20 protein-coding genes are annotated in these 23,841 nt (G+C 70.0%); 10 read left to right on the top strand and 10 right to left on the bottom strand.

Annotated features, from left to right (window positions below):
- Positions 1-40: 40 nt before the first annotated feature.
- From OG246_RS40115 to OG246_RS40100, 4 genes are all read left to right on the top strand, one after another.
- Positions 41-715, top strand: coding sequence for a DUF305 domain-containing protein (locus tag OG246_RS40115; RefSeq protein ID WP_266474181.1), 675 nt, complete (start codon positions 41-43; stop codon positions 713-715).
- A gap of 85 nt (positions 716-800) precedes the next feature.
- Complete coding sequence (locus tag OG246_RS40110; protein WP_266475040.1) at positions 801-1,982, top strand: permease; 1,182 nt, start codon at positions 801-803, stop codon at positions 1,980-1,982.
- Positions 1,983-2,303: 321 nt separating this feature from the next.
- On the top strand, positions 2,304-3,788 hold the full coding sequence (locus OG246_RS40105; RefSeq protein WP_266474179.1) for a 3' terminal RNA ribose 2'-O-methyltransferase Hen1: 1,485 nt from the start codon (positions 2,304-2,306) through the stop codon (positions 3,786-3,788).
- Positions 3,785-6,322, top strand: coding sequence for a polynucleotide kinase-phosphatase (locus OG246_RS40100; protein WP_266474178.1), 2,538 nt, complete (start codon positions 3,785-3,787; stop codon positions 6,320-6,322). The genes OG246_RS40105 and OG246_RS40100 overlap by 4 nt, the downstream gene beginning before the upstream one ends.
- Before the next feature lie 132 nt (positions 6,323-6,454).
- On the opposite strand, the gene OG246_RS40095 is transcribed toward OG246_RS40100, so the two are convergent.
- Positions 6,455-7,354, bottom strand: a complete 900-nt coding sequence (locus tag OG246_RS40095) for a hypothetical protein (protein WP_266474177.1) — start codon at positions 7,352-7,354, stop codon at positions 6,455-6,457.
- A complete protein-coding gene (locus OG246_RS40090) occupies positions 7,351-8,397 on the bottom strand; it encodes an SPFH domain-containing protein (protein WP_266474176.1) in 1,047 nt (348 codons plus the stop codon). Before OG246_RS40090 ends, OG246_RS40095 begins: the two co-directional genes overlap by 4 nt.
- A 173-nt stretch (positions 8,398-8,570) precedes the next feature.
- Between OG246_RS40090 and OG246_RS40085 the strand changes: the two genes are divergently transcribed.
- Both OG246_RS40085 and argF read left to right on the top strand, forming a co-directional pair.
- Positions 8,571-9,794: an arginine deiminase gene (locus OG246_RS40085; RefSeq protein ID WP_266474175.1), complete on the top strand. Its 1,224-nt coding sequence runs from the start codon at positions 8,571-8,573 to the stop codon at positions 9,792-9,794.
- A 61-nt stretch (positions 9,795-9,855) separates the two neighbouring features.
- Positions 9,856-10,863: an ornithine carbamoyltransferase gene (gene argF / locus OG246_RS40080; RefSeq protein WP_266474174.1), complete on the top strand. Its 1,008-nt coding sequence runs from the start codon at positions 9,856-9,858 to the stop codon at positions 10,861-10,863.
- 22 nt (positions 10,864-10,885) lie between these two features.
- Here the strand turns inward: argF and OG246_RS40075 are convergent, their stop codons facing one another.
- The 6 genes from OG246_RS40075 to OG246_RS40050 all read right to left on the bottom strand — a co-directional run bounded on the left by OG246_RS40075 (position 10,886) and on the right by OG246_RS40050 (position 15,631).
- The gene (locus tag OG246_RS40075) at positions 10,886-11,338 is read right to left on the bottom strand and encodes an ATP-binding protein (RefSeq protein ID WP_266474172.1); all 453 of its coding nucleotides are present in this window, start codon (positions 11,336-11,338) and stop codon (positions 10,886-10,888) included.
- A 273-nt stretch (positions 11,339-11,611) separates the two neighbouring features.
- Positions 11,612-12,853: a sulfate adenylyltransferase subunit 1 gene (locus tag OG246_RS40070; protein WP_266474171.1), complete on the bottom strand. Its 1,242-nt coding sequence runs from the start codon at positions 12,851-12,853 to the stop codon at positions 11,612-11,614.
- Positions 12,854-12,855: 2 nt separating this feature from the next.
- Complete coding sequence (gene cysD / locus OG246_RS40065; RefSeq protein WP_266474170.1) at positions 12,856-13,776, bottom strand: sulfate adenylyltransferase subunit CysD; 921 nt, start codon at positions 13,774-13,776, stop codon at positions 12,856-12,858.
- Positions 13,773-14,324, bottom strand: coding sequence for an adenylyl-sulfate kinase (gene cysC / locus OG246_RS40060; RefSeq protein ID WP_266474169.1), 552 nt, complete (start codon positions 14,322-14,324; stop codon positions 13,773-13,775). Before cysC ends, cysD begins: the two co-directional genes overlap by 4 nt.
- Before the next feature lie 188 nt (positions 14,325-14,512).
- Entirely contained in the window at positions 14,513-15,337 is an 825-nt protein-coding gene (locus OG246_RS40055; protein WP_266474168.1) for a PaaX family transcriptional regulator C-terminal domain-containing protein, read from the bottom strand.
- Positions 15,338-15,436: 99 nt separating this feature from the next.
- Positions 15,437-15,631 carry a DUF5999 family protein gene (locus OG246_RS40050; RefSeq protein WP_266474166.1) on the bottom strand — a complete coding sequence of 65 codons (195 nt, stop codon included), beginning with the start codon at positions 15,629-15,631 and terminating at the stop codon, positions 15,437-15,439.
- A 275-nt stretch (positions 15,632-15,906) separates the two neighbouring features.
- Here OG246_RS40050 and OG246_RS40045 point away from each other — a divergent pair, with 275 nt between their 5' ends.
- Entirely contained in the window at positions 15,907-16,338 is a 432-nt protein-coding gene (locus OG246_RS40045; protein WP_266474163.1) for a DUF6299 family protein, read from the top strand.
- A 78-nt stretch (positions 16,339-16,416) separates the two neighbouring features.
- Here OG246_RS40045 and OG246_RS40040 read toward each other — a convergent pair whose 3' ends face one another.
- Together OG246_RS40040 and OG246_RS40035 are read right to left on the bottom strand one after the other, a co-directional pair.
- On the bottom strand, positions 16,417-17,946 hold the full coding sequence (locus OG246_RS40040) for a UDP-N-acetylglucosamine 1-carboxyvinyltransferase (protein WP_266474161.1): 1,530 nt from the start codon (positions 17,944-17,946) through the stop codon (positions 16,417-16,419).
- A gap of 95 nt (positions 17,947-18,041) precedes the next feature.
- A complete protein-coding gene (locus OG246_RS40035; RefSeq protein ID WP_266474159.1) occupies positions 18,042-18,242 on the bottom strand; it encodes a DUF4236 domain-containing protein in 201 nt (66 codons plus the stop codon).
- Positions 18,243-18,493: 251 nt separating this feature from the next.
- On the opposite strand from OG246_RS40035, the gene acnA reads away from it, so the two are divergent.
- From acnA to OG246_RS40020, 3 genes are all read left to right on the top strand, one after another.
- A complete protein-coding gene (gene acnA / locus OG246_RS40030) occupies positions 18,494-21,208 on the top strand; it encodes an aconitate hydratase AcnA (protein WP_323178370.1) in 2,715 nt (904 codons plus the stop codon).
- Between the two features lie 165 nt (positions 21,209-21,373).
- Positions 21,374-22,090: a response regulator transcription factor gene (locus tag OG246_RS40025; RefSeq protein WP_266474155.1), complete on the top strand. Its 717-nt coding sequence runs from the start codon at positions 21,374-21,376 to the stop codon at positions 22,088-22,090.
- The gene (locus OG246_RS40020; protein WP_266474153.1) at positions 22,087-23,691 is read left to right on the top strand and encodes a cell wall metabolism sensor histidine kinase WalK; all 1,605 of its coding nucleotides are present in this window, start codon (positions 22,087-22,089) and stop codon (positions 23,689-23,691) included. The genes OG246_RS40025 and OG246_RS40020 overlap by 4 nt, the downstream gene beginning before the upstream one ends.
- The last annotated feature ends 150 nt before the right edge of the window (positions 23,692-23,841 follow it).

Here is a 23,841-nt window from a genome sequence, read left to right as displayed (position 1 = left end):
CGCCACCGGTGTGGCGCGTCCACCCGGAAAGAACCCTGTGATGTCCGCTTCTTCGTCTTCCGCTGCCCGCCGCCGCACTCTCGCGGCCGCCGGCACCGTCGCCGTTCTCGCCCTGGCCCTGGCGGCCTGCGGCTCGGACGGTTCCACGTCCAACGACTCGTCGATGCCCGGGATGAACCACGGCTCCGCCAGTGCTTCGGCGTCGGCCACCCCGGACAGCGCTTTCAATGACGCGGACGTGATGTTCGCGCAGCAGATGATCCCGCACCACCAGCAGGCCGTCGAGATGGCCGAGCTCGCCGACGGCCGCGCCGACGACCAGGAGATCAAGGACCTGGCCGCCGCGATCGAGAAGGCCCAGGACCCCGAGATCAACACGATGGAGGGCTGGCTGAAGTCCTGGGGCAAGCCGCTGCCTTCGGCCTCGTCGTCGACGGGTGACATGGCCGGCATGGATCACGGTTCGGGCGAATCCTCCGCGATGCCCGGGATGATGTCCGACCAGGACATGACCGACCTCCAGGCAGCCAAGGGCAAGGACTTCGACAAGGAGTTCGCCCAGCTCATGATCAGCCACCACCAGGGTGCGATCACCATGGCCAAGGACGAGCAGAAGAACGGCGAGAACGCCGACGCGAAGAAGCTCGCCACGGCCGTCGTCACGGCCCAGACCGCCGAGATCGAGAGGATGAACGAGATCCTCGACCGGCTCTGACCCACTGGGGGTGGGCCTTCGCCCCGGCGAAGGCCCACCCCTGCCCCCCACTCCTCCACCGGAAGGCAAGCCCGTGGATGCCGCACTGCAGGCCGTACTGCATGCCCTGTCCATCACCGGGTCCATGACCTGGGAGATCACCTGGGCCCTGATCCTCGGCTTCGGCCTGTCCGCCGTCGTCCAGGCGGTGGTGCGCAAGGCCACGATCGTCCGCCTGCTCGGTGACGACCGGCCCCGGACCCTCGCGCTGGCGGCAGGCCTCGGCGCGGCCTCGTCGTCGTGCTCGTACGCCGCCGTCGCGCTGGCGCGTTCCCTGTTCCGCAAGGGCGCGAACTTCACCGCCGCGATGGCCTTCGAGATCGCCTCGACCAACCTGGTCGTCGAACTCGGCGTGATCCTGGCCCTGCTGATGGGCTGGCAGTTCACCGCGGCGGAGTTCATCGGGGGACCGATCATGATCGTGGTCCTCGCGGTGCTCTTCCGCCTCTTCCTGCGCGACAAGCTGCTGCGTGAGGCGGGCGAACAGGCCGAACGGGGCCTCGCGGGTTCGATGGAGGGCCACGCCGCGATGGACATGTCCGTACGGAAGGAGGGCTCGTTCCGCCGGCGGCTGTTCTCCGGAGAGGGCTTCACCTCCACCGCCCATGTCTTCGTCATGGAGTGGGCCGCGATCCTGCGCGATCTCGTCATCGGCCTGCTCATCGCGGGAGCGATCGCCGCATGGGTGCCGGACTCCTTCTGGAGCGCGTTCTTCTTCGAGGGCCACCCGCTGGCGTCCAAGCTCTGGGGCCCGCTGATCGGCCCGCTCGTCGCCATCGCCTCGTTCGTCTGCTCGATCGGCAACGTGCCGCTGGCCGTCGTGCTGTGGCAGGGCGGCATCAGCTTCGGCGGCGTGGTCGCGTTCATCTTCGCCGACCTGCTGATCCTGCCGATCCTCAACATCTACCGGAAGTACTACGGAGCGAGGATGACGCTCTTCCTCCTCGGCACGTTCTACGTGGCGATGGTCGTCGCCGGCTACATCGTGGAACTCGTCTTCGGCGGCCTCGGCCTCGTCCCCGACCAGGCCGACGCCACGATCCCCATGGAGGGCATCACCTGGAACTACACGACCTGGCTCAACATCGCCTTCCTCCTACTGGCGGCCACACTGATCGCGCGCTTCTTCCGGACCGGCGGGACGGACATGCTGAGGATGATGGGCGGGGCACCCAGCGACGGCCACGACGGCCACGAGGGCCATGACGGCCACGACAGCCGCGACTGAGGGCGGTCGGAGCTGTCGGAGCGGCCGGAGCGGTCGGCGGAAAATGCCTGAGTGCGCCCGGGACGTTCGCTGTACGTTGTGCAGGCGCGCCGAAGAAGGGGCGTTGCGCATGCGGGGCTGACCGCGGCGCGGCGTACGCATCGCTACGAGGTCGAGGAAGGGCCGGGAGCCGTGATCACCGAGGCGCGCTCACCCATCACCGCGGTTCATCGCGGCCGACGTATGTGCGTGAGATACGGCCGACATTTGTGCGCGCGATGCGCGACCTGATGTCCGCCTGAAAGTTTCCGCAGCTCAGAAGACGTTTAGAGGCAACCCACCGTGTTCCTGACGATCAGTGCCACCGGCACCCCAGAGCGCCCCGCGACCGACCTCGGCTACCTGCTGCACAAGCATCCCGACAACGCGCAGACGTTCTCGACCTCCTACGGCACGGCGCATGTCCTCTACCCCGAGGCGTCCGCCGAGCGGTGCACGGCCGCGCTGCTCCTCGAGGTCGACGCGGTCGCGCTGGTCCGGCGCGGCAAGGGCAAGGGCCGCGGCGGCGCACCCGACGCCGCGCTCGCCCAGTACGTCAACGACCGCCCGTACGCGGCCTCCTCGCTGCTCGCCGTGGCGTTGAGCGCGGTGTTCTCCAGCGCCATGAAGGGCCAGTGCAACGCCCGGCCCGAGCTGCCCGCGCGGCCCCTCCCGCTCCGCGTCGAGGTGCCCGCGCTGCCCGCCCGAGGCGGCGCGGACCTGGTACGCGCGCTGTTCGAGCCGCTGGGATGGACGGTGACGGTCGAAGCCGTGGCGCTGGACGCGGAGTTCCCGGGGTGGGGCGACTCGCGGTACGTGCGCCTCGTACTGGAGTCGGAGCGGCTGACCCTGTCCGAAGCCCTGCGTCACCTCTACGTCCTCCTCCCGGTGCTCGACGACGCCAAGCACTACTGGGTCTCGTCCGACGAGGTCGACAAGCTGCTGCGGGCGGGCGACGGCTGGCTGCCGGACCACCCGGAGCAGAAGCTGATCACCAGCCGGTATCTGTCGCGCCGTTGGTCGCTGACGCGTGAGGCGATGGAGCGGCTGGAGCTCGTACGGCTCGCCGAGGCCGACGACAGCGCGGTCGAGGAGATCGACAACGCGGTGGCCGAGGAGACGGAGGCCGACTCGGAAGACGCTGCGGAACCGGAGGAGAAGTCCGTGTCCCTCGCCGTCCAGCGGCGGGACGCGATCCTCGCCGCACTGCACGCCTCCGGTGCGGCGCGGGTGCTCGATCTCGGCTGCGGACAGGGCCAGTTGGTGCAGGCGCTGCTCAAGGACACACGGTTCACCGAGATCGTCGGTGTCGACGTGTCGATGCGCGCGCTCACCGTCGCCTCGCGGCGGCTCAAGCTGGACCGCATGGGAGAGCGACAGGCCGAGCGGGTCAAGCTCATGCAGGGCTCGCTCGCGTACACCGACAACAGGCTCAAGGGGTACGACGCCGCCGTGCTCAGCGAGGTCATCGAGCACCTCGACCTGCCCCGGCTGCCCGCCCTGGAGTACGCGGTGTTCGGCTCCGCACGCCCCAAGACCGTGCTCGTGACCACGCCGAACGTCGAGTACAACGTCCGTTGGGAGACCCTCCCGGCCGGCCACTCCCGGCACGGCGACCACCGCTTCGAGTGGACGCGGGAGGAGTTCCGGGCGTGGGCGGAGCGCGTCGCCGGGCGGCACGGATACGGCGTGGAGTTCACACCCGTCGGCCCGGACGACCCGGAGGTGGGGCCGCCCACCCAGATGGCCACGTTCACCATGAGCGCGAAGGAGGAGAAGGCAGCATGACCGACACCAAGGGGCGCACCCTGCCCGTCACCGACCTCTCCCTCGTGGTGCTGATCGGCGCGTCCGGCTCGGGCAAGTCCACCTTCGCCCGCAGGCACTTCAAGCCGACCGAGATCATCTCCAGCGACTTCTGCCGCGGCCTCGTCGCCGACGACGAGAACGACCAGAGCGCCAGCGGCGACGCCTTCGACGTGCTCCACTACATCGCAGGCAAGCGCCTCGCGGCGGGCCGCCGTACGGTCGTCGACGCGACGAACGTGCAGTCGGAGAGCCGCAAGCAGCTCATCGAACTCGCCAGGCAGTACGACGTGCTGCCCATCGCCATCGTGCTCGACGTGCCCGAGGAGGTCTGCGCCGAGCGCAACGCCGCACGCGTCGACCGCGCCGACATGCCGCGCCGCGTCATCCAGCGCCACACCCGCGAACTCCGCCGTTCCCTGCGGCACTTGGAGCGCGAGGGGTTCAGGAAGGTGCACGTCCTACGGGGTGTCGAGGAGGCCGAGAGCGCCGAGATCCGCACCGAGAAGCGCTACAACGACCTGACCCACCTCACCGGACCCTTCGACATCATCGGCGACATCCACGGCTGCGCCTCGGAGTTGGAGACGCTGCTCGGCAAGCTCGGCTATGTCGACGGGGTGCACGCGGAGGGCCGTACGGCCGTCTTCGTCGGCGACCTCGTCGACCGCGGCCCGGACACCCCCGGCGTACTGCGCCGAGTGATGTCCATGGTCGGATCCGGCAACGCCCTGTGCGTGCCCGGAAACCACGAGAACAAGCTCGGCCGCCACCTCAAGGGGCGCCAGGTCCAGCACACGCACGGACTCGCCGAGACCATCGAGCAGTTGGAGGGGGAGAGCGACGAATTCATCGCGGGTGTACGGGAGTTCGTCGACGGGCTCGTCAGTCACTACGTCCTGGACGGCGGACGCCTCGTCGTCTGCCACGCGGGTCTGCCCGAGAAGTACCACGGCCGTACGTCGGGCCGGGTGCGCTCGCACGCGCTGTACGGGGACACGACCGGCGAGACCGACGAGTTCGGGCTGCCGGTGCGCTACCCGTGGGCGGAGGACTACCGGGGGAGGGCGGCCGTGGTGTACGGCCACACCCCTGTCCCCACCGCCACCTGGCTGAACAACACCATCTGCCTCGACACCGGTGCCGTCTTCGGCGGCAAGCTCACCGCGCTGCGCTGGCCGGAGCGCGAGCTCGTCGACGTACCGGCCGAGCGGGTCTGGTACGAGCCGGCGAAGCCGCTCGCCTCGGAGGCGCCCGGCGGGCACGAGGGGCGGCCGCTCGCCCTCACTGACGTGCAGGGCCGGCGGGTCGTCGAGACACGGCACGCGGGCCGGGTGTCCGTCCGTGAGGAGAACGCGGCCGCGGCCCTGGAGGTCATGAGCCGCTTCGCCGTGGACCCGCGGCTGCTGCCGTACCTGCCGCCGACGATGGCGCCGACGGCGACCTCGCACATCGAGGGCTACTTGGAGCACCCGGCCGAGGCCTTCGCCCAGTACAAGGACGACGGGGTTGCGCGGGTCGTGTGCGAGGAGAAGCACATGGGTTCGCGGGCGGTGGCGCTGGTGTGCCGGGACGCGGAGGCCGCGCGCGAGCGGTTCGGAGTGGAGGGGCCCACGGGTGCGCTGTACACGCGTACCGGCCGTCCCTTCTTCGACTCCGCCGAGGTGACGGAGGAGATCCTCGGACGGGTGCGGGCCGCCGTGAGCGCCGCGGGGCTGTGGGCGGAGCTCGAGACCGACTGGGTGCTGCTCGACGCCGAGTTGATGCCGTGGTCGCTGAAGGCTTCCGGGCTGCTGCGGACGCAGTACGCGGCGGTGGGCGCCGCGGCCGGGGCCGTGTTCCCTGGCGTGCTCGCCGCGCTCGAAGGTGCCGTGGAGCGGGGTGTCGACCTGCGGGACCTGCTGGTCAAGCAGCGCGAACGGGCCGCCGACGCGGCGGCGTTCACCGATGCCTACCGGCGGTACTGCTGGACCACGGACGGACTGGAGGGTGTGCGGCTCGCCCCCTTCCAGATCCTCGCCGTCCAGGGGCGCAGTCTGGCCGCCCTCCCGCACGACGAGCAGCTCGGTCTGATCGACCGGCTCGTCGAGCACGACGGGAGCGGGCTGCTGCAGACGACTCGGCGGTTGTTCGTGGACACCGGGGACGCGGAGTCCGTACAGGCCGGCGTCGACTGGTGGCTGGAGATGACCGGGCGCGGCGGCGAGGGCATGGTCGTCAAGCCGGTCGGTGCGGTGGTGCGTTCCGGGTCCGGGCGGTTGGTGCAGCCCGGCATCAAGTGCCGGGGGCGGGAGTATCTGCGGATCATCTACGGGCCCGAGTACACCCGTCCGGAGAACCTCGCCCGGCTGCGCGGCCGCTTCCTGAACCACAAGCGGTCGCTTGCGATCCGTGAGTACGCGCTGGGGCTCGAGGCCCTGGACCGGCTCGCGGAGGGCGAGCCGCTGTGGCGGGTGCACGAGGCGGTGTTCGGGGTGCTGGCGCTGGAGTCGGAGCCGGTGGACCCGAGGCTGTGAGGCCACTTCGAACGCCGGACGGGGGAGTCTTCAGCCTGTCCGGCGTTTGAGGACGAGCGCGAAGCGCGAAAGGGGGGTCTGGGGGCGCAGCCCCCAGGATCGGGACGGGTAGGGGCGGAGGGGGCGAAAAAACTACCCCACCAACCGCAATCGCACCCCCGCCACCCCCACCCGCACCGTCTGCCCCCACACCAGCTCCACCGCATCCCCCTCCATCCCGTCCCCGAAGGCGATGAGCCGATCCGACTCGACGGTGAGCCGCAGCCGGGCGTCCACGGCGAGATGCCCGGCGACTAATGACGTCCCCGTGGCGGGCGACGGCCATGCCTCGCGCACGAACCACAGCAGGTGCGGCTCCGTGGGCCGGGGCAGCACCATCCCCCCACCCCGCTCCTGCCACACCGACCGCAGCCACCCACTCGCCCCGGTCCCGGTCCCCACGAGCACCCCGGAGGAGGCTTGGGGCTCGACGACACCCCTGTCGTCGTCGAGCCCCAGCCGGTACCGGACGGTCTGGTGTCCCGCGGCTCCGAGATAGATCTCGTTCAGCGCCAGCAACCGCTGCGTGTCGTCCGCGACGGCCTCGACCATGGTGAGTTCGTCGGCCACCCCGCTTCGGGCCACCGCCGAGGCGATCAACGCGCCGGCGTCGTCGGCCCGATGCCGCACGAGCACCCCGGGATTGCGCCCGGGATCGGTGTCGATCCCGACAACGGGCTGCCCCGCCAGGTACTTGGCGACGTTGGCGACCAGCCCGTCCTGCCCGACGACGACCACGACGTCCTCGGGGGCGAAGAGGAAACGGTCCAAGTCGGCGCGCTCGACCCGAGCCTGACGCCATGTCAGAGGTATGGCGGAGGCGATGTCGGCCAGCGCCCGCCGCGTCCGACGGAACCGCTCCGCCACCTCCTCGATGTCCCGTCCGCGGGAGGAGAGGAAGAAGGCGGCCTGGCCGTGCGTTCCGTGCCGGGCCACCAACTCCTCGTACTCCGTGGTGCGATGGACGAGTACGACCCGCGGCGCGAGACTCACGCCGGTTCCCCGGAGGCCCCGTTGCTCAGCTTGGCGAGCAGCCCCGTCAGGACGTCCGGCGACACCGTGACGCTGTCGATGCGGGGCAGGTTCTCCGCGAGCCGGGTGCCCGTCAGGGCGTGCAGCGTTGCCACGTCCACGTCTCCGTGGACCTGCAGCCAGGCGGCCTGGGCCGCGGCCCGCGCCTCGCCGACCTCGCGCGCGGCCTCCGCCTCGGCCTTGGCGAGCCGCACCACACGGGTGCCCTCCGCGTCCGCGAGGCGCACCGTGCGCGCCGCCTCCGCCGTGGCGCGCACCGCGTCCGCCGCCGCGTGCTCCTCCGCCTCACGCCGCGCGTTGGTGCCGCGCTGGTCGACCAACTGCTCCTCGCGCCGGGCCAGTTCGATCTGGCTGGCGAGTTCGTTCTCGGCGATGGCGCGCTCCCGCTCGACCGCGACGGCACGGCGTTCGTACGTCGCCTTGTCCGCGTCCTGCTGGATCTGCTCACGGGCGGGAGTGCGCAGCGCCCGCTCCACCTCGGGCTCGGGACGCAGCGCGACGACCCGTACGGCCACGATCTCGATCCCCGTCGCGGGCAGCCGGGGTTCCGCGGCGAGCCCGCCCGCGATCCGTTCCCGTACCGCCGCGACACCGTCCATCAGGGCGGCGGCCAGCGACGTACGGGCCAGGACGTCCAGCGCGTGCTGCTGGGCCGTCTCGGTCAGCAGCGAGCCCAGCTGTTCGAGGGGCGCGCCGCGCCAGGAGCCCGTGTCGGGGTCGATGGAGAAGTCCAGGCGGGCGGCGGCGAGCGCCGGATCGTCGATGCGGTAGGTGACGGTCGCCTGCACCGCGACGTCCTGGAAGTCGGACGTACGGGCATGGAAGGTCATCGCCAACTCGCGGTCGTCGACCGGGACTTCGGAGAGTGCGGCGGTCAGGGAGCGGTACCAGAAGCTGAGTCCGGGACCGTCGTGCAGCAGCTTGCCCGACCGATGGTGCCGGACATGGGCGGTCGGCGCTCCCCGCAGATGGCGCCAGGCGAGACGCCGGGTGATGTCGGCCATGAGTACCCCCTCGTCGCTGAGCTGCCCAGTGGCACCTCGGCGACCCTCGTCCGTCATTGTCGTCACTGCGACGATAATGGAGAAGGGTGGTTATCGTCAAGAGGACGAAATCAAACGGAGCGGGTCGGCCCGATCGGCGGGTGAACACGCGTCCGGATGGTCAGGATGGAGGCATGGGATTCCATGTCGACTCCGAGGCCGGGCGGCTGCGCCGCGTCATCCTGCACCGGCCGGATCTAGAGCTCAAAAGGCTCACACCCAGCAACAAGGACGCTCTGCTCTTCGACGACGTGCTGTGGGTGCGCCGGGCGCGCGCGGAGCACGACGGGTTCGCGGACGTGCTGCGCGACCGCGGGGTCACCGTCCACCTCTTCGGTGATCTGCTCGCGGAGGCCCTGGAGATCCCGGCGGCCAGATCGCTCGTCCTGGACCGGGTCTTCGACGAGAAGGAGTACGGTCCGCTCGCCACCGACCACCTCCGGGGCTCCTTCGAAAACCTGCCCGCGCCCGAGCTGGCGGCCGCACTGGTCGGCGGTATGACCAAGCGCGAGTACCTGGACGCCCACATGGAGCCGACCTCGGTGCGCTTCCATGTCATGGACCTCGACGACTTCCTGCTCGGCCCGCTGCCCAACCACCTCTTCACCCGGGACACCTCCGCCTGGATCTACGACGGGGTCTCCATCAACGCCATGCGCTGGCCGGCGCGGCAGCGCGAGACCGTGCACTTCGAGGCGATCTACCGGCACCACCCGCTCTTCCGTGACGAGACCTTCAATCTCTGGTCGCGGGGGCAGGCGGACTACCCCTCCACGATCGAGGGCGGCGACGTGCTCGTCATCGGCAACGGCGCCGTGCTCATCGGCATGAGCGAGCGGACGACTCCGCAGGCCGTCGAGATGCTCGCGCACAAGCTGTTCGCCGCCGGGTCCGCGCGCACCATCGTGGCGCTCGACATGCCCAAGCGGCGGGCCTTCATGCACCTCGACACCGTGATGACCATGGTCGACGGCGACACCTTCACGCAGTACGCGGGGCTCGGCATGCTCCGCTCGTACACCATCGAACCGGGCGTGGGGGACAAGGAACTGAAGGTCACCGACCACCCCCCGGAGCACATGCACCGCGCGATCGCCGCGGCCCTCGGCCTGAACGAGATCCGTGTCCTGACCGCCACACAGGACGTGCACGCGGCCGAGCGCGAGCAGTGGGACGACGGCTGCAACGTCCTCGCGGTCGAACCGGGCGTGGTGGTCGCGTACGAGCGGAACGCCACCACCAACACCCATCTGCGCAAGCAGGGCATCGAGGTGATCGAGATTCCGGGCAGTGAGCTGGGGCGGGGGAGGGGCGGGCCCCGCTGCATGAGCTGTCCGGTCGAACGCATGGCTGTATAGAAATGCTGAGAGTCGTATAGAATTCCAAGGGTCCGTGTCCCGTAACCGTTGGAGCGCCCCCATGGCGACAGTCCCGACCGCCCTCGCCGGCCGCCACTTCCTCAAGGAACTGGACTTCACCGAGGACGAGTTCCGCGGTCTGCTCGAGCTGGCCGCCGAGCTGAAGGCGGCCAAGAAGGCAGGGACCGAGCCCCAGCACCTGCGGGGCAGGAACATCGCGCTGATCTTCGAGAAGACCTCGACGCGTACGCGCTGCGCGTTCGAGGTCGCCGCGGCGGACCAGGGCGCCTCGACGACGTATCTCGACCCGTCCGGTTCGCAGATAGGTCACAAGGAGTCGGTGAAGGACACCGCGCGGGTGCTCGGCCGGATGTTCGACGCGATCGAGTACCGGGGGGACAGTCAGGCCGCCGTCGAGGAGCTGGCCGCGTACGCCGGTGTGCCCGTCTACAACGGTCTGACCGACGACTGGCACCCCACCCAGATGCTCGCCGACGTGCTCACGATGACGGAGCACAGTGACAAGCCGCTCGGTGGGATCACCTTCGCCTATCTCGGCGACGCCCGTTTCAACATGGGCAACTCGTATCTGATCACCGGCGCGCTGCTCGGCATGGACGTCCGTATCGTCGCCCCGCAGGCGTACTGGCCCGCCGACGACATCGTCGCCCGGGCCCGCAAGCTCGCCGAGAGCAGCGGCGGCCGCGTCACGCTCACCGAGAGTGTCGCCGAGGGTGTCCTGGGTGCCGACTTCGTCGCCACCGACGTCTGGGTCTCCATGGGGGAGCCGAAGGACGTGTGGGACGAGCGGATCGGCGCGCTGTCCCCGTACGCCGTGACGATGGACGTCCTGCGCGCCACCGGCAACCCGGACGTGAAGTTCCTGCACTGCCTCCCCGCCTTCCACGACCTGGGCACGAAGGTCGGCCGGGAGATCTACGAGAGGCACGGCCTGGAGTCGCTGGAGGTCACCGACGAGGTCTTCGAGTCGGCGCACTCGGTCGTCTTCGACGAGGCGGAGAACCGGCTGCACACGATCAAGGCGATCCTGGTCGCGACGCTGGCCTGACCGGCCGGTCGGAGGCCGGGGGTTACACCCGTCGTCGCTGCCGCGGTACCACGGGCAGTCTGAACCAGACCGCCTTGCCGGAGCCCGTGGGGCGGTGGCCGCAGGACGAACTGAGGGTGCGGATCAGGAGGAGGCCGCGCCCGTGCTCCTGCCAGGGGTCGGGCTCGCAGGCCGGGTCGGGGACCGTGAGATCGCCCGGCGGCGCCGGGTCCGGATCGTGTACTTCGACCTGGCAGCCGGTCGGCAGCAGCTCTACGACCAGCTCTATGGGGCCGTCCCCCGCGGTGTGCTCCACGGCGTTGGCGACCAGCTCCGCGGTGAGCAGTTCGGCGGTGTCGCTGTCGGCCGCGTGCTCCAGTTCGGCCAGCGCCGTACGGACCAGCGCGCGGGCGACGGGCACGGCCGCGGCGGTGTGCGGCAGCGCGATGCGCCAGGAGGCAGGGGCGGGAGTGTCGGGCAAGGAGGGTCCGTTCATGGAGCAGGCTGTCCTGCTTTCAACTTTACAAATGGTACGACTCGACGGGACAGAGGCGCTCGGCGGGCGTATTCCGGGACTTTTGGCCCGGCACGGGCTGTGTACCCAGGTGAACGGTCCGTCTCCCGCGCGTGCTCCCACCGTTACGGGGCTATAGACGATCCGTGACTCAGTGACGGGGGTCCCCGGGCTCTGTACGGGGGCGAACGCACGAAAGCCCCCGAGCCCCCCTCGTATCCGAGGGCTGGGAGCTCGGGGGCGTCCGACCGGGTTCTACGCGGAGAGGTCGGCCATTCCCGCCGTCAGGGTCGAGCCGTCCGCCGGGTCGATCAGGAGGAACGCGCCGGTGCGGCGGACCTCGGCGTAGTCGTCGAGCGCGAGCGGCTCGGCGGTGCGCAGGGTGATCCGGCCGAGGTCGTTCGCGGTCAGCTCGGACGCGTCGCCCAGATCCTTGACGATCGCCTTCACGGTCCGTGTCGTGTGCCTGACGAGGACGCGGTCACCGACGCGCAGCGCCCGGTCGGCCAGATGGCAGACGGCCGCCCGGACGTCCTGGGTGAGCGTGGGCACGTCCGCCCCCGCCGTGATCATGTCGCCGCGCGAGATGTCGCGCTGGTCGGCCAGGCGCAGGGTCAGTGACTGGGGCGCGTACGCGATGTCCGCGTCCCTGCCGAGTACGTCGATACCGACGATCTCGGAGTTCTCGCCGGACGGGTGGACCGTCACGCGGTCGCCGACACGCAGGGCGCCGGACACCAGCTGGCCCGCGTAGTGGCGGACTTCGTCGTGCCTGATCACGTACTGCACCGGGAAGCGCGCCGGAGCGGACGGGAGGTCGGAGCCGACCGGCACCGTCTCCAGGAACTCCAGGAGCGCCGGACCCTCGTACCAGTCCATGTGCGCCGAACGCTCTACCACGTTGTCGCCGCAGAGCGCGGAGACCGGGATCGGCGTGAAGCCGGGGAGGCCCAACTCGGCGGCGTGGCCCGCGAAGTCCTCGACGATGCGGTCGAAGTCCTTCTCCTCGTACCCGACGAGATCCATCTTGTTGACGGCGAGGACCACGTTTGGGACGCGCAGGAGGGCGGCGACGGCGGCGTGCCGGCGGGTCTGCTCGACCACACCATGGCGCGCGTCGATGAGGATGATCGCCAGCTCGGCCGTGGAGGCACCGGTGACCATGTTCCGCGTGTACTGCACGTGCCCGGGGGTGTCGGCGAGGATGAACCGGCGGCGCGCGGTTGCGAAGTAGCGGTAGGCGACGTCGATGGTGATGCCCTGCTCGCGTTCGGCGCGCAGGCCGTCGGTGAGGAGGGCGAGGTCGGGGGCGTCCTGGCCGCGGCTCTGCGAGACGCGTTCGACGGCTTCCAGCTGGTCGGTGAGGACCGACTTGGAGTCGTGGAGCAGGCGTCCGACGAGGGTGGACTTGCCGTCGTCGACGGAACCGGCCGTCGCGAAGCGCAGCGTGTCGATGGTGGTGGGTGCGCCAACCATGGCGGTGGTGGTGCTGGTCATGGTTAGAAGTACCCCTCGCGCTTGCGGTCTTCCATCGCGGCCTCGGACATCTTGTCGTCGGCGCGGGTGGCGCCGCGTTCGGTGAGGCGGGAGGCGGCGATCTCGGTGATGACGGCTTCCAGCGTGGTGGCGTCGGAGTCGACAGCGCCGGTGCAGGACATGTCACCGACGGTCCGGTAGCGCACCAGGCGCTTCTCGACGGTCTCGCTCTCGCGAGGGCCGCCCCAGTCACCGGGCGTCAGCCACATCCCGGCCCGCTGGAACACCTCACGGCGGTGGGCGAAGTAGATGCCCGGCAGTTCGATGTGCTCGCGGGCGATGTACTGCCAGACGTCGAGTTCGGTCCAGTTGGAGAGGGGGAAGACGCGGACGTGTTCGCCGGGTGCGTGGCGGCCGTTGTAGAGCTGCCAGAGTTCGGGGCGCTGGCGGCGGGGGTCCCACTGGGAGAACTCGTCGCGCAGGGAGAAGACGCGTTCCTTGGCGCGGGCCTTCTCCTCGTCGCGGCGTCCGCCGCCGAAGACGGCGTCGAAGCGTTCGGACTGGATCTTCTCCGTCAACGGCACGGTCTGCAGGGGGTTGCGGGTCCCGTCGGGGCGTTCGCGCAGCACACCGCGGTCGATGTAGTCCTGGACGGAGGCCACATGGAGGCGCAGTCCGTGTTCGGCGACCACACGGTCGCGGTACTCAAGGACTTCGGGGAAGTTGTGCCCGGTGTCGACGTGCAGCAGCGTGAAGGGGATCGCGGCGGGTGCGAAGGCTTTGAGGGCGAGGTGCAGCATGACGATGGAGTCCTTGCCGCCGGAGAAGAGGATCACCGGCCGTTCGAACTCGCCCGCCACCTCGCGGAAGATGTGCACCGCCTCGGACTCCAGAGCGTCCAGATGCGAGAGCGTGAAGGACCGCTCAGCGGTTGCCGAGGTCACAGGATCCCCCTCGCCGCGAGCACCGCGTGCACGGAGGCCGCGGACTCCTCCGCGGTCTGCAGGTGCGTCTCCAGCGTGAGAGCCGGGTCGACCGGTGGCTCGTAGGGGTCGTCGACGCCGGTCAGCCCGCTGATCCGGCCCGCAGCCTGCTGGGCGTACAGCCCCTTCACATCGCGCTCGCTGCACACCTCGACCGGGGTGGCGACATGCACCTCGACGTACGGCGTCCCGCTTGCCTCGTGCCGCTTGCGGACGGCCTCACGGCTGTCGGCGTAGGGCGCGATGACGGGGACCACGGCGACCACGCCGTTGCGCGCGAGCACCTCGGCGACCAGGCCGATGCGCTGGACGTTCGTGTTGCGGTCCTCGCGGGAGAAGCCGAGACCCGCGGAGAGGAAACGGCGGACCTCGTCACCGTCGAGGACCTCCACGCGGTGCCCCTCGGCCTTCAGGCGGTTGCCCAGAATGCCGGCGATGGTCGTCTTGCCCGCGCTCGGCAGGCCCGTGAGCCAGACGGTGGCTCCCTGAGCCCTTGCCGTGTTGGTCATACGTGCAGTCCTCTTCCTGTCCTGGCGTCGTGCGGCTCACGACGCTAGGTAAGGAAGATGAGAAGAGGTAAGGAAGAGGCTGAGGGTTGTCTTAGTGACTGATGTTGTAACTGAGATCACACACCACAGCCGCCCCTGCGTACCGAGTTGGTGCCTATGTTCGTTTTCCGGCATGCGGGAGCCGGCGCCTAGACCCGCCCGGGTACGTCGGCGAAAGCCGCCCCGGCGTCCCGCAGCCGCTCGTGCAGTGCCCGGAAGACGGCGGCCGAACGCGCGCCGGGCCAGTCCTGCGGAAGCAGCGCGGCGGGCAGTCCCGGGTCCGTGTACGGGAGATGGCGCCAGGAGTCCAGGGCGAGCAGATAGTCGTGGTACGCCGCCTCCGGCGGGGTGTCCGCGCGCCGCTCCCAGGCGTGCAGCACGTGCGCGTGCTCGTCGAGGAACACCTCGTGCTGCTTGGCGATCGAGGCGAGGTCCCACCAGCGCGCCACCGCGTCCGCCGTCGCGGCGAAGCCCAGATGCTCCCCGCGGAAGAGCTCCACGTACGGGTCGAGCCGCAGCCGCTCCAGCGTGTGCCGCGCCTCTTCGTGGAGCCGGGCCGGGGCGAGCCACACCCCGGGGGCCGCCGTCCCGAAACCCAGACCTGCGAGCCGCGAGCGCAGCACATGTCGCTTCTGCCGCTCGGACTCGGGAACGGAGAAGACGGCGAGTACCCAGCCGTCGTCCTTGGGAGGCTCCGTCGCGTACACCCGCCGGTCGCCGTCGTCGAGCAGCTGCCGCGCGTCGGGCGACAGCGCGTACCCGGCCGCGCCGGCTGCCGTACGTACCGGTTCCAGCAGGCCGCGGCGTTTGAGCCGCGATACCGACGACCGTACGGAGGGTGCGTCCACGCCGACCGCGGCGAGGAGCCGGATCAACTCGGACACCGGCACCGGGCCGGGCATGAAACGGCCGTACGCGCCGTAGAACGTGACGATGAGGGACCGTGGTGCGTGCTGCTCTGACACGTTGATCACTCTAGTCCGCGAAGATCACTTGGGATCGCCGCAGGTGGATCCGGTCGAGCTCGACGGGCTCACCGCGCCGGCGCCGGACCCGGCCGACGGAGAACGGACTCAGGCCGCGACGGCCAGCTGCTCGACGAACACCCGGCGGGGAGCGACCACGCTGCCGTCGGGGTGCAGTTCGCCGGTGTCGTCGAAGACGATCGCGCCGTTGCACAGGAGGTTCCAGCCCTGCTCGGGGTGGGCCGCCACGATGTGCGGGGCGTTGCTGTCCGCGGACGGGAACGAAGACTGGTGTGAACACATGGCGCACCTCCACGTCGTATGCGATGAGTTCCGACGGCGTTGCGCCGTCCTCGCATACATAGACCATGCTCGCGCGGCGAACTCATCGGAACAGCGGGTCGTGAAGCGTGACAACACGCGGACAACACTTGGACGTCCCCAAGACGGACGGTGCGGATTCGCCACCAAAGGAGTGATGATCAGGGCCCTCGGGGTGCCGGACGCCGCCTTCGGGGCCGTGGACCGGTACCTGTGGAGCGCCCTTTTTTCAGGCCCCCGTTCCAGGAGGTATCCCCATGTCCGTGCGCCAGGTCCTCGGCGCGGCCACCGCCGCCGCGCTGCTCCTGCTCGCCGCCCCGTCCGCCGTCGCGCAGTCCGGACCGTACGACCAGGTGACCGTCGACCCCACCGGTCGGGTCGCGGCCGACGGAACCGTCACCCTCTCCGGCACCTACCGCTGTCTGAGCAGTTCCGGCCCCGTGTTCGTGTCCTCCTCGGTGTCGCAGGGCGACCCCCGGGTGCGCCAGGGCATCGGCGGCACCTCGGCGGTCTGCGACGGCGCGGTGCACCCCTGGACCAACTCGGAGAAGCGCACGCCCGGCACCCTCACCCCGGGCGCCGCCCACGTCGAGGCCACCCTGATGGAACTGAGCCCCGGCCCGGGCGGCCTGCCGCTGCCGAACTTCCACGCGAGGCAGCAGCAGGACATCACCCTCACCGAGAGCTGAGCACGGTCCAGCCCTTCCACGTGGGACACCCCGGCACCCTCCACCGACTCCGCGGAGGGTGCCGCCCGATCACACTGCTCAGATGTCCCGGAACGTCTCGATCTGCGCCCCGATCGAGTTGAGCCGCTCGGCGAGGTCCTCGTAGCCGCGGTTGATGACGTACACGTTCCGCAGGACGGAGGTGCCGTCGGCCGCCATCATGGCGAGGAGGACGACCACGGCGGGGCGCAGTGCGGGCGGGCACATCATCTCGGCGGCGCGCCAGCGGGTCGGGCCCTCGACCAGGACCCGGTGCGGGTCGAGGAGTTGGAGCCGGCCGCCGAGGCGGTTCAGGTCCGTGAGGTAGATCGCGCGGTTGTCGTAGACCCAGTCGTGGATCAGCGTCTTGCCCTGCGCGGAGGCCGCGATGGCCGCGAAGAACGGGACGTTGTCGATGTTCAGGCCCGGGAACGGCATCGGGTGGATCTTGTCGATCGGCGCCTCCAGCTTGGAGGGCCGGACGGTGAGGTCGATCAGGCGCGTACGGCCGTTGTCCGCGAAGTACTCGGCCGTACGGTCGTGGTCGAGGCCCATCTCCTCAAGCACCGCGAGCTCGATCTCCAGGAACTCGATCGGTACCCGGCACACCGTCAGCTCGGACTCGGTGACCACCGCGGCGGCCAGCAGGCTCATCGCCTCGACCGGGTCCTCGGAGGGCGAGTAGTCCACGTCGACGTCGATGTTCGGCACGCCGTGCACGGTGAGCGTCGTGGTGCCGATGCCCTCGACCCGTACGCCCAGGGCCTCCAGGAAGAAGCACAGGTCCTGGACCATGTAGTTGGAGGAGGCGTTGCGGATGACGGTCACGCCGTCGTGGCGGGCGGCGGCGAGCAGCGCGTTCTCGGTCACCGTGTCGCCGCGCTCGGTCAGCACGATCGGGCGGCCGGGGGAGACCGAGCGGTCCACCTGCGCGTGGTAGATCCCCTCGGTCGCCGCGATGTCGAGCCCGAAGCGGCGCAGCGCGATCATGTGCGGCTCGATCGTCCGCGTCCCCAGGTCGCAACCACCCGCGTACGGCAGCTTGAAGCTGTCCATGCGGTGCAGCAGCGGCCCGAGGAACATGATGATGGACCGCGTGCGGACGGCGGCCTCGGCGTCGATCGACTCCATGTCCAGCTCGGCCGGGGGCACGATCTCCAGGTCGACCCCGTCGTTGATCCACCGGGTGCGGACGCCGATCGAACCGAGTACCTCCAGAAGGCGGTACACCTCTTCGATACGGGCGACCCGGCGCAGCACCGTGCGCCCCTTGTTGAGCAGCGTCGCGCACAGCAGCGCCACGCACGCGTTCTTGCTGGTCTTGACGTCGATCGAACCTGACAGACGACGCCCGCCGACCACCCGCAGATGCATCGGACCCGCATAGCCCAGAGAGACGATCTCACTGTCCAGGGCTTCACCGATTCGGGCGATCATCTCAAGGCTGATGTTTTGGTTGCCGCGTTCGATGCGATTGACGGCACTCTGGCTGGTGCCGAGAGCCTCCGCGAGTTGCGACTGTGTCCAGCCCCGGTGCTGCCGGGCGTCACGGATGAGCTTGCCGATGCGTACGAGGTAGTCGTCTGCCATGGCGCGACCGTATATCTCCTGTGAGATAAAGCGAAACGGAGCGCGCCCATCCGAGTGTCGCCCTCATCACGGGCCGGGGGCGGGGGAGTTCGGGGTCAGCTGTCCCGCCGGCTCTGCTTGGTGCGCCGCCATCCGAAGGGACCCGGCAGGTTCTGCGAGGTGGTCCGGCGCCCTGTGGTGCTGCGGGTGTGCCGGGGCCCGCGGCCCTCTCCGGTGGTGATGGACATTGAGCGGCGGTTGATGTTCAGCCGTACCCCGGGAAAGATGCGGAAACTCTTGCGGAACGTGAGTGGCATGGGTGCCCCCTCTTGTGGCGATTACGCCGGGTGGTTCCCGGCCGACACCGGGTACCCCGAAGGAGGCCGGGCATGACCAGCCCGCGCCCATGTACTAGAGTTATCTCGACATCGAGATATCTGCCGAGGCGCACCGAAAGCCGCCACTCCAGTAAGGCATACCTAACTTAGCCTTACCTTAGCGGATCGTCGAGAAGCCGTGGCGGCAGGATGCGGTAGCAAGCGCACATATATGCATGAAGGAGACTGTCGTGTCGGCGAACAGCTTCGACGCCCGCAGCACGCTGCAGGTGGGCGACGAGTCGTACGAGATCTTCCGGCTGGACAAGGTGGAAGGCTCGGCTCGCCTTCCGTACAGCCTGAAGGTGCTGCTGGAGAACCTCCTCCGCACCGAGGACGGCGCGAACATCACCGCCGACCACATCCGGTCCATCGGCAACTGGGACTCCCAGGCGCAGCCCAGCCAGGAGATCCAGTTCACGCCCGCCCGCGTGATCATGCAGGACTTCACCGGCGTGCCCTGCGTCGTGGACCTCGCCACCATGCGTGAGGCCGTCAAGGAGCTCGGCGGTGACCCGGCGAAGATCAACCCCCTCGCGCCGGCCGAGCTGGTCATCGACCACTCCGTGATCGCCGACAAGTTCGGCACGAACGAAGCCTTCGCGCAGAACGTTGAGCTGGAGTACGGCCGCAACAAGGAGCGCTACCAGTTCCTGCGCTGGGGCCAGACCGCCTTCGACGAGTTCAAGGTCGTCCCGCCGGGCACCGGCATCGTGCACCAGGTCAACATCGAGCACCTGGCGCGCACGGTCATGGTCCGAGGCGGCCAGGCGTACCCCGACACGCTGGTCGGCACCGACTCGCACACCACGATGGTCAACGGCCTGGGCGTGCTCGGCTGGGGCGTCGGCGGTATCGAGGCCGAGGCCGCGATGCTCGGTCAGCCCGTCTCGATGCTCATCCCGCGCGTCGTCGGCTTCAAGCTCACCGGTGAGCTCCCGGCCGGCACCACCGCCACCGACCTGGTGCTCACGATCACCGAGATGCTGCGCAAGCACGGCGTCGTCGGCAAGTTCGTCGAGTTCTACGGAGAGGGTGTCGCCGCCACCTCCCTCGCGAACCGCGCCACCATCGGCAACATGTCGCCGGAGTTCGGCTCCACCGCCGCGATCTTCCCGATCGACGACGAGACCCTGAAGTACCTGCGCCTGACCGGCCGCGACGCCCAGCAGGTCGCGCTCGTCGAGGCGTACGCCAAGGAGCAGGGCCTCTGGCTCGACCCGGCCGCCGAGCCCGACTTCTCCGAGAAGCTGGAGCTGGACCTCTCCACGGTCGTCCCGTCGATCGCCGGACCCAAGCGCCCGCAGGACCGGATCGTCCTCGCCAACGCCTCGCAGCAGTTCGCGCAGGACGTGCGCAACTACGTCGAGGACGACGACGAGGCGGGCAAGGAGTCCTTCCCGGCCTCCGACGCCCCGGCCAGCGCCAACGGCGTACCGACCCGCCCGACCACGGTCACGGCCCCCGACGGTTCGACCTACGAGATCGACCACGGCGCCGTCACCGTCGCCGCGATCACCTCCTGCACCAACACCTCGAACCCGTACGTCATGGTCGCCGCCGCGCTCGTCGCGAAGAAGGCCGTGGAGAAGGGCCTGACCCGCAAGCCGTGGGTCAAGACCACCCTCGCCCCGGGTTCCAAGGTCGTCACCGACTACTTCGACAAGGCGGGGCTCACCCCCTACCTCGACAAGGTCGGCTTCAACCTCGTCGGCTACGGCTGCACCACCTGCATCGGCAACTCGGGCCCGCTGCCCGAGGAGGTCTCCAAGGCGGTCAACGAGCACGACCTGGCCGTGACTTCGGTGCTCTCCGGCAACCGCAACTTCGAGGGCCGGATCAACCCCGACGTCAAGATGAACTACCTGGCCTCCCCGCCGCTGGTCGTCGCGTACGCGCTCGCGGGCTCCATGAAGGTGGACATCACCAAGGACGCCCTCGGCACGGACCAGGACGGCAAGCCGGTCTACCTGGAAGACATCTGGCCCACCGAGGCCGAGGTCAACGACGTCGTGGCGAACGCCATCGGCGAGGACATGTTCAACAAGTCCTACGCCGACGTCTTCGCGGGCGACGCCCAGTGGCAGGCGCTGCCGATCCCGACCGGCAACACCTTCGAGTGGGACCCGCAGTCCACCTACGTGCGCAAGCCCCCGTACTTCGAGGGCATGGCGCACGAGCCGTCCCCGGTCACCGACATCACCGGTGCCCGCGTGCTCGCCAAGCTGGGCGACTCGGTCACCACCGACCACATCTCCCCGGCCGGCGCGATCAAGGCCGACACCCCGGCGGGCAAGTACCTCACCGAGCACGGCATCGAGCGGCGTGACTTCAACTCCTACGGCTCGCGCCGTGGCAACCACGAGGTCATGATCCGCGGCACCTTCGCCAACATCCGCCTGCGCAACCAGGTCGCGCCGGGCACCGAGGGCGGCTACACCCGCGACTTCACCGTCGAGGGTGCTCCGGTCTCCTTCATCTACGACGCCTCGCGCAACTACATCGCGCAGGGCACCCCGCTGGTCATCCTGGCCGGCAAGGAGTACGGCTCCGGCTCGTCCCGCGACTGGGCAGCCAAGGGCACCGCGCTGCTCGGCGTCAAGGCCGTCATCGCCGAGTCCTACGAGCGCATCCACCGCTCGAACCTCATCGGCATGGGCGTCATCCCGCTGCAGTACCCGGCGGGCCAGTCCGCCGAGTCCCTCGGCCTGACCGGCGAGGAGGCCTTCTCCTTCGCCGGCATCACCGAGCTGAACGACGGCACCACCCCCCGTACGGTCAAGGTCACCACCGACACCGGTGTGGAGTTCGACGCGGTCGTCCGCATCGACACCCCCGGCGAGGCCGACTACTACCGCAACGGCGGCATCCTGCAGTACGTGCTGCGCAGCCTGATCCGCAAGTAAGCAGCCTGATCCGCAAGTAAGCGGCCAGGTAAGGCAGTTGAGGGCCGCATCCCCGGAAACGGGGGTGCGGTCCTTCGCCATTCCGCCCAGACCGCGCCTTCGGGACATGGGCGCATCTCAGCCGGAACACAGGGTTCCCCCAGTGAACCGGGACAGGATCGTCACATGTCTGGCACCCGAAGCGACCGTGTGCGCGTGCTGATCGTCGACGACGAACCCAGCCTCACGGAACTGCTCTCCGTGGCCGTCACGGAGGCGGGCTGGCGGCCCTATCCGGCGGCCGACGGGGAGAGCGCGCTGCGCGTCGCGCGCGGCTGCGCCCCGCATGCCGTCGTCCTCGACGGGATGCTGCCCGACCTGGACGGACTCCAGGTCCTGCGGCGGCTGCGGTACGAGCGGCCGAAACTGCCCGTGCTCATGCTGACCGCGCGGGACGCCCTTGAGCACCGCCTCGACGGCCTTGAGGCGGGCGCCGACGACTATGTGACGAAGCCCTTCTCGCTGGAGGAGGTCGTACTGCGGCTGCGCGGACTGCTGAGGCGCTCCGGTGCCGAGGAGGACCGGTCCGAAGGGTCAGCGCGTGTCCTCGGCGACCTGATGCTGAGCGAGGACACCCGTGAGGTGCACCGCGACGGTACGCCGGTCCAGCTCACCGCCAAGGAGTTCGACCTGCTCAGCCTGTTGCTGAGCCACCCGCGCCAGGTGCTGAGCAAGGCCCAGATCCTCGACCACGTGTGGAGCAGCTCCTTCGACGGCGGCGGAAACCTGATCGAGGTGTACATCTCGAGCCTGCGCCGGAAGCTCGACAAGGGCCGGGCGCCCATGATCCACACCGTGCGCGGGGTCGGGTACGCCATCAGGCCGCCGGAGGACGGGAGATGAGCTCCCGGTCGCGGCGCCGCTCGCTCTGGGCCCGCCTGCGTGGGAGGTCCCTGCGCACGCGGCTGCTGGTGTTCATCGGCGCCACGCTCGTCGCCGTGTACGTGGCCATGGCGCTCACCACGGTCTTCGCCCAGCGCGACAGCCTGCTCGACCACCTCGACCAGCGGGTCACCGACGCCGCCGAGCGCAGCCAGGGCGGGGTCCAGGTCGGACCGGACGTCGGCGACGGCCTCGCCTTCCTCGGGGAGCAGGGGCAGTCCGTCGGTACGGTCGGCGCCCGGCTCGACAGTGCAGGGAACGTCGTCGCCGCCGAGGTGGTGACCAGCGACGGCACCCAGCGGGCCCTCACCGACGCCCAGCGCGACGCCCTCGACGGCATCACGGCCGACGGCTCGCTGCACACCCGGACCGTCCCGGGCCTCGGCACCTACCGGGTCACCGCCCTCCAGGCCGACGGGAATCCCGTGCTCACCGGCCTCCCGATGGAGGACGTACAGGACATGATCAGCGGTCTGGTGATGGTCGAGGCCGTCGTGGCCGTCGCGGGTCTCGCCGTCGCGGGCTGCGTCTGCGCCGTCGTCATCCGGCGCCAGCTGCGCCCCCTGGGACGGGTCGCCGCCACCGCGGTGGAGGTCTCCCGCTCGCCGCTCGGACACGGTGAGGTCATCGGCCTGATCCGGGTACCCGAACGCGACACCGACCCCGGCAGCGAGGCCGGCCAGGTCGGCGCCGCCCTCAACCGCATGATCGACCACGTCGAGTCCTCGCTCAGCGAACGCCAGCGCAGCGAGGAACGCATGCGCCGCTTCCTGGCCGACGCCAGCCATGAACTCCGTACGCCGCTCGCGTCGATCGCCGGATACGCGGAACTGATGAACCGCGGCACCGAGTGGATCGAACCCACCCTGGCCTGGCGCCGGGTCTCCGCCGAGTCGGCGCGGATGACCGGCCTCGTCGAGGACCTGCTGCTGCTCGCCCGGCTCGACGAGGGGCGGCCCCTGGAGTCCGCCGAGGTGGACCTCGCCGCTCTCGTCGCGGAGGCGGTCTGGGACGCGCGGGCGGCCGGGGACAGCCACCACTGGCAGCTGGCGCTGCTCCTGGACTCCCCGGCCCTGGTCCTCGGGGACGAGGCGCGCCTGCACCAGGTGTTGGCCAACCTGCTGGCCAACGCCCGTGTGCACACACCTGCCGGCACCACCGTCATCGCCTCGGTGGAGGCCACCGAGGCGTGCTGCACCATCCGCGTACGCGACGACGGCCCCGGCATCCCGCCGCATCTGCTCCCCAACGTCTTCGAGCGCTTCACCCGGGGCGACGTCTCCCGCGCCCGCAGCGGACCGGCCGACGGCGGCTCCGGGCTCGGGCTCGCCATCGTCGAGGCCATCACGGCGGCACACGGAGGCCTGATCGAGGTCCGGAGCGAGCCGGGGCACACGGAGTTCGCGATCGTGCTGCCGCCCGCGGGCCGTCCGGCGCTGGTGTCGGCCGGATCGGATCCGGTCGCCCAACTCCCGTCCCCGGGGCTCGACCGTGTCGCTTCGTTCCCTTCGGACGCCGCTCAGGTCACCGCTCGGGAGTCGTCGGCGCGCGGCCGCCCGTAGCGGAGGTGCGGTGACGGCCGCGCCCGCCTGTGTGGGGGTGCGGCCCTTGTGTGCGAGGCGTTTACAGAGGTTCCCGTGCGCGCTAACTTCCGAATGGGGTGGGAGCGCTCCCACTCGGTGGACCGGAACCCGCCGCGGAGTCGCTCCCAC

The sequence above is a fragment of the Streptomyces sp. NBC_00620 genome, assembly GCF_026341825.1.
Lineage (GTDB): Bacteria > Actinomycetota > Actinomycetes > Streptomycetales > Streptomycetaceae > Streptomyces.
Note: the sequence above shows the minus strand (reverse complement) of the source record. Positions and strands in the feature narration are given on the sequence as shown.

What these genes read in the sequence shown, in the direction of transcription:
- OG246_RS40115 (WP_266474181.1), top strand. Translation starts at nt 41, where the DNA reads ATGTCCGCTTCTTCGTCTTCCGCTGCCCGCCGCCGCACTCTCGCGGCC.
- OG246_RS40100 (WP_266474178.1), top strand. Translation starts at nt 3,785, where the DNA reads ATGACCGACACCAAGGGGCGCACCCTGCCCGTCACCGACCTCTCCCTC.
- OG246_RS40090 (WP_266474176.1), bottom strand. Translation starts at nt 8,397, where the DNA reads ATGGCCGACATCACCCGGCGTCTCGCCTGGCGCCATCTGCGGGGAGCG.
- OG246_RS40085 (WP_266474175.1), top strand. Translation starts at nt 8,571, where the DNA reads ATGGGATTCCATGTCGACTCCGAGGCCGGGCGGCTGCGCCGCGTCATC.
- argF (WP_266474174.1), top strand. Translation starts at nt 9,856, where the DNA reads ATGGCGACAGTCCCGACCGCCCTCGCCGGCCGCCACTTCCTCAAGGAA.
- OG246_RS40075 (WP_266474172.1), bottom strand. Translation starts at nt 11,338, where the DNA reads ATGAACGGACCCTCCTTGCCCGACACTCCCGCCCCTGCCTCCTGGCGC.
- OG246_RS40070 (WP_266474171.1), bottom strand. Translation starts at nt 12,853, where the DNA reads ATGACCAGCACCACCACCGCCATGGTTGGCGCACCCACCACCATCGAC.
- cysC (WP_266474169.1), bottom strand. Translation starts at nt 14,324, where the DNA reads ATGACCAACACGGCAAGGGCTCAGGGAGCCACCGTCTGGCTCACGGGC.
- OG246_RS40050 (WP_266474166.1), bottom strand. Translation starts at nt 15,631, where the DNA reads ATGTGTTCACACCAGTCTTCGTTCCCGTCCGCGGACAGCAACGCCCCG.
- OG246_RS40045 (WP_266474163.1), top strand. Translation starts at nt 15,907, where the DNA reads ATGTCCGTGCGCCAGGTCCTCGGCGCGGCCACCGCCGCCGCGCTGCTC.
- OG246_RS40040 (WP_266474161.1), bottom strand. Translation starts at nt 17,946, where the DNA reads ATGGCAGACGACTACCTCGTACGCATCGGCAAGCTCATCCGTGACGCC.
- OG246_RS40035 (WP_266474159.1), bottom strand. Translation starts at nt 18,242, where the DNA reads ATGCCACTCACGTTCCGCAAGAGTTTCCGCATCTTTCCCGGGGTACGG.
- OG246_RS40025 (WP_266474155.1), top strand. Translation starts at nt 21,374, where the DNA reads ATGTCTGGCACCCGAAGCGACCGTGTGCGCGTGCTGATCGTCGACGAC.
- OG246_RS40020 (WP_266474153.1), top strand. Translation starts at nt 22,087, where the DNA reads ATGAGCTCCCGGTCGCGGCGCCGCTCGCTCTGGGCCCGCCTGCGTGGG.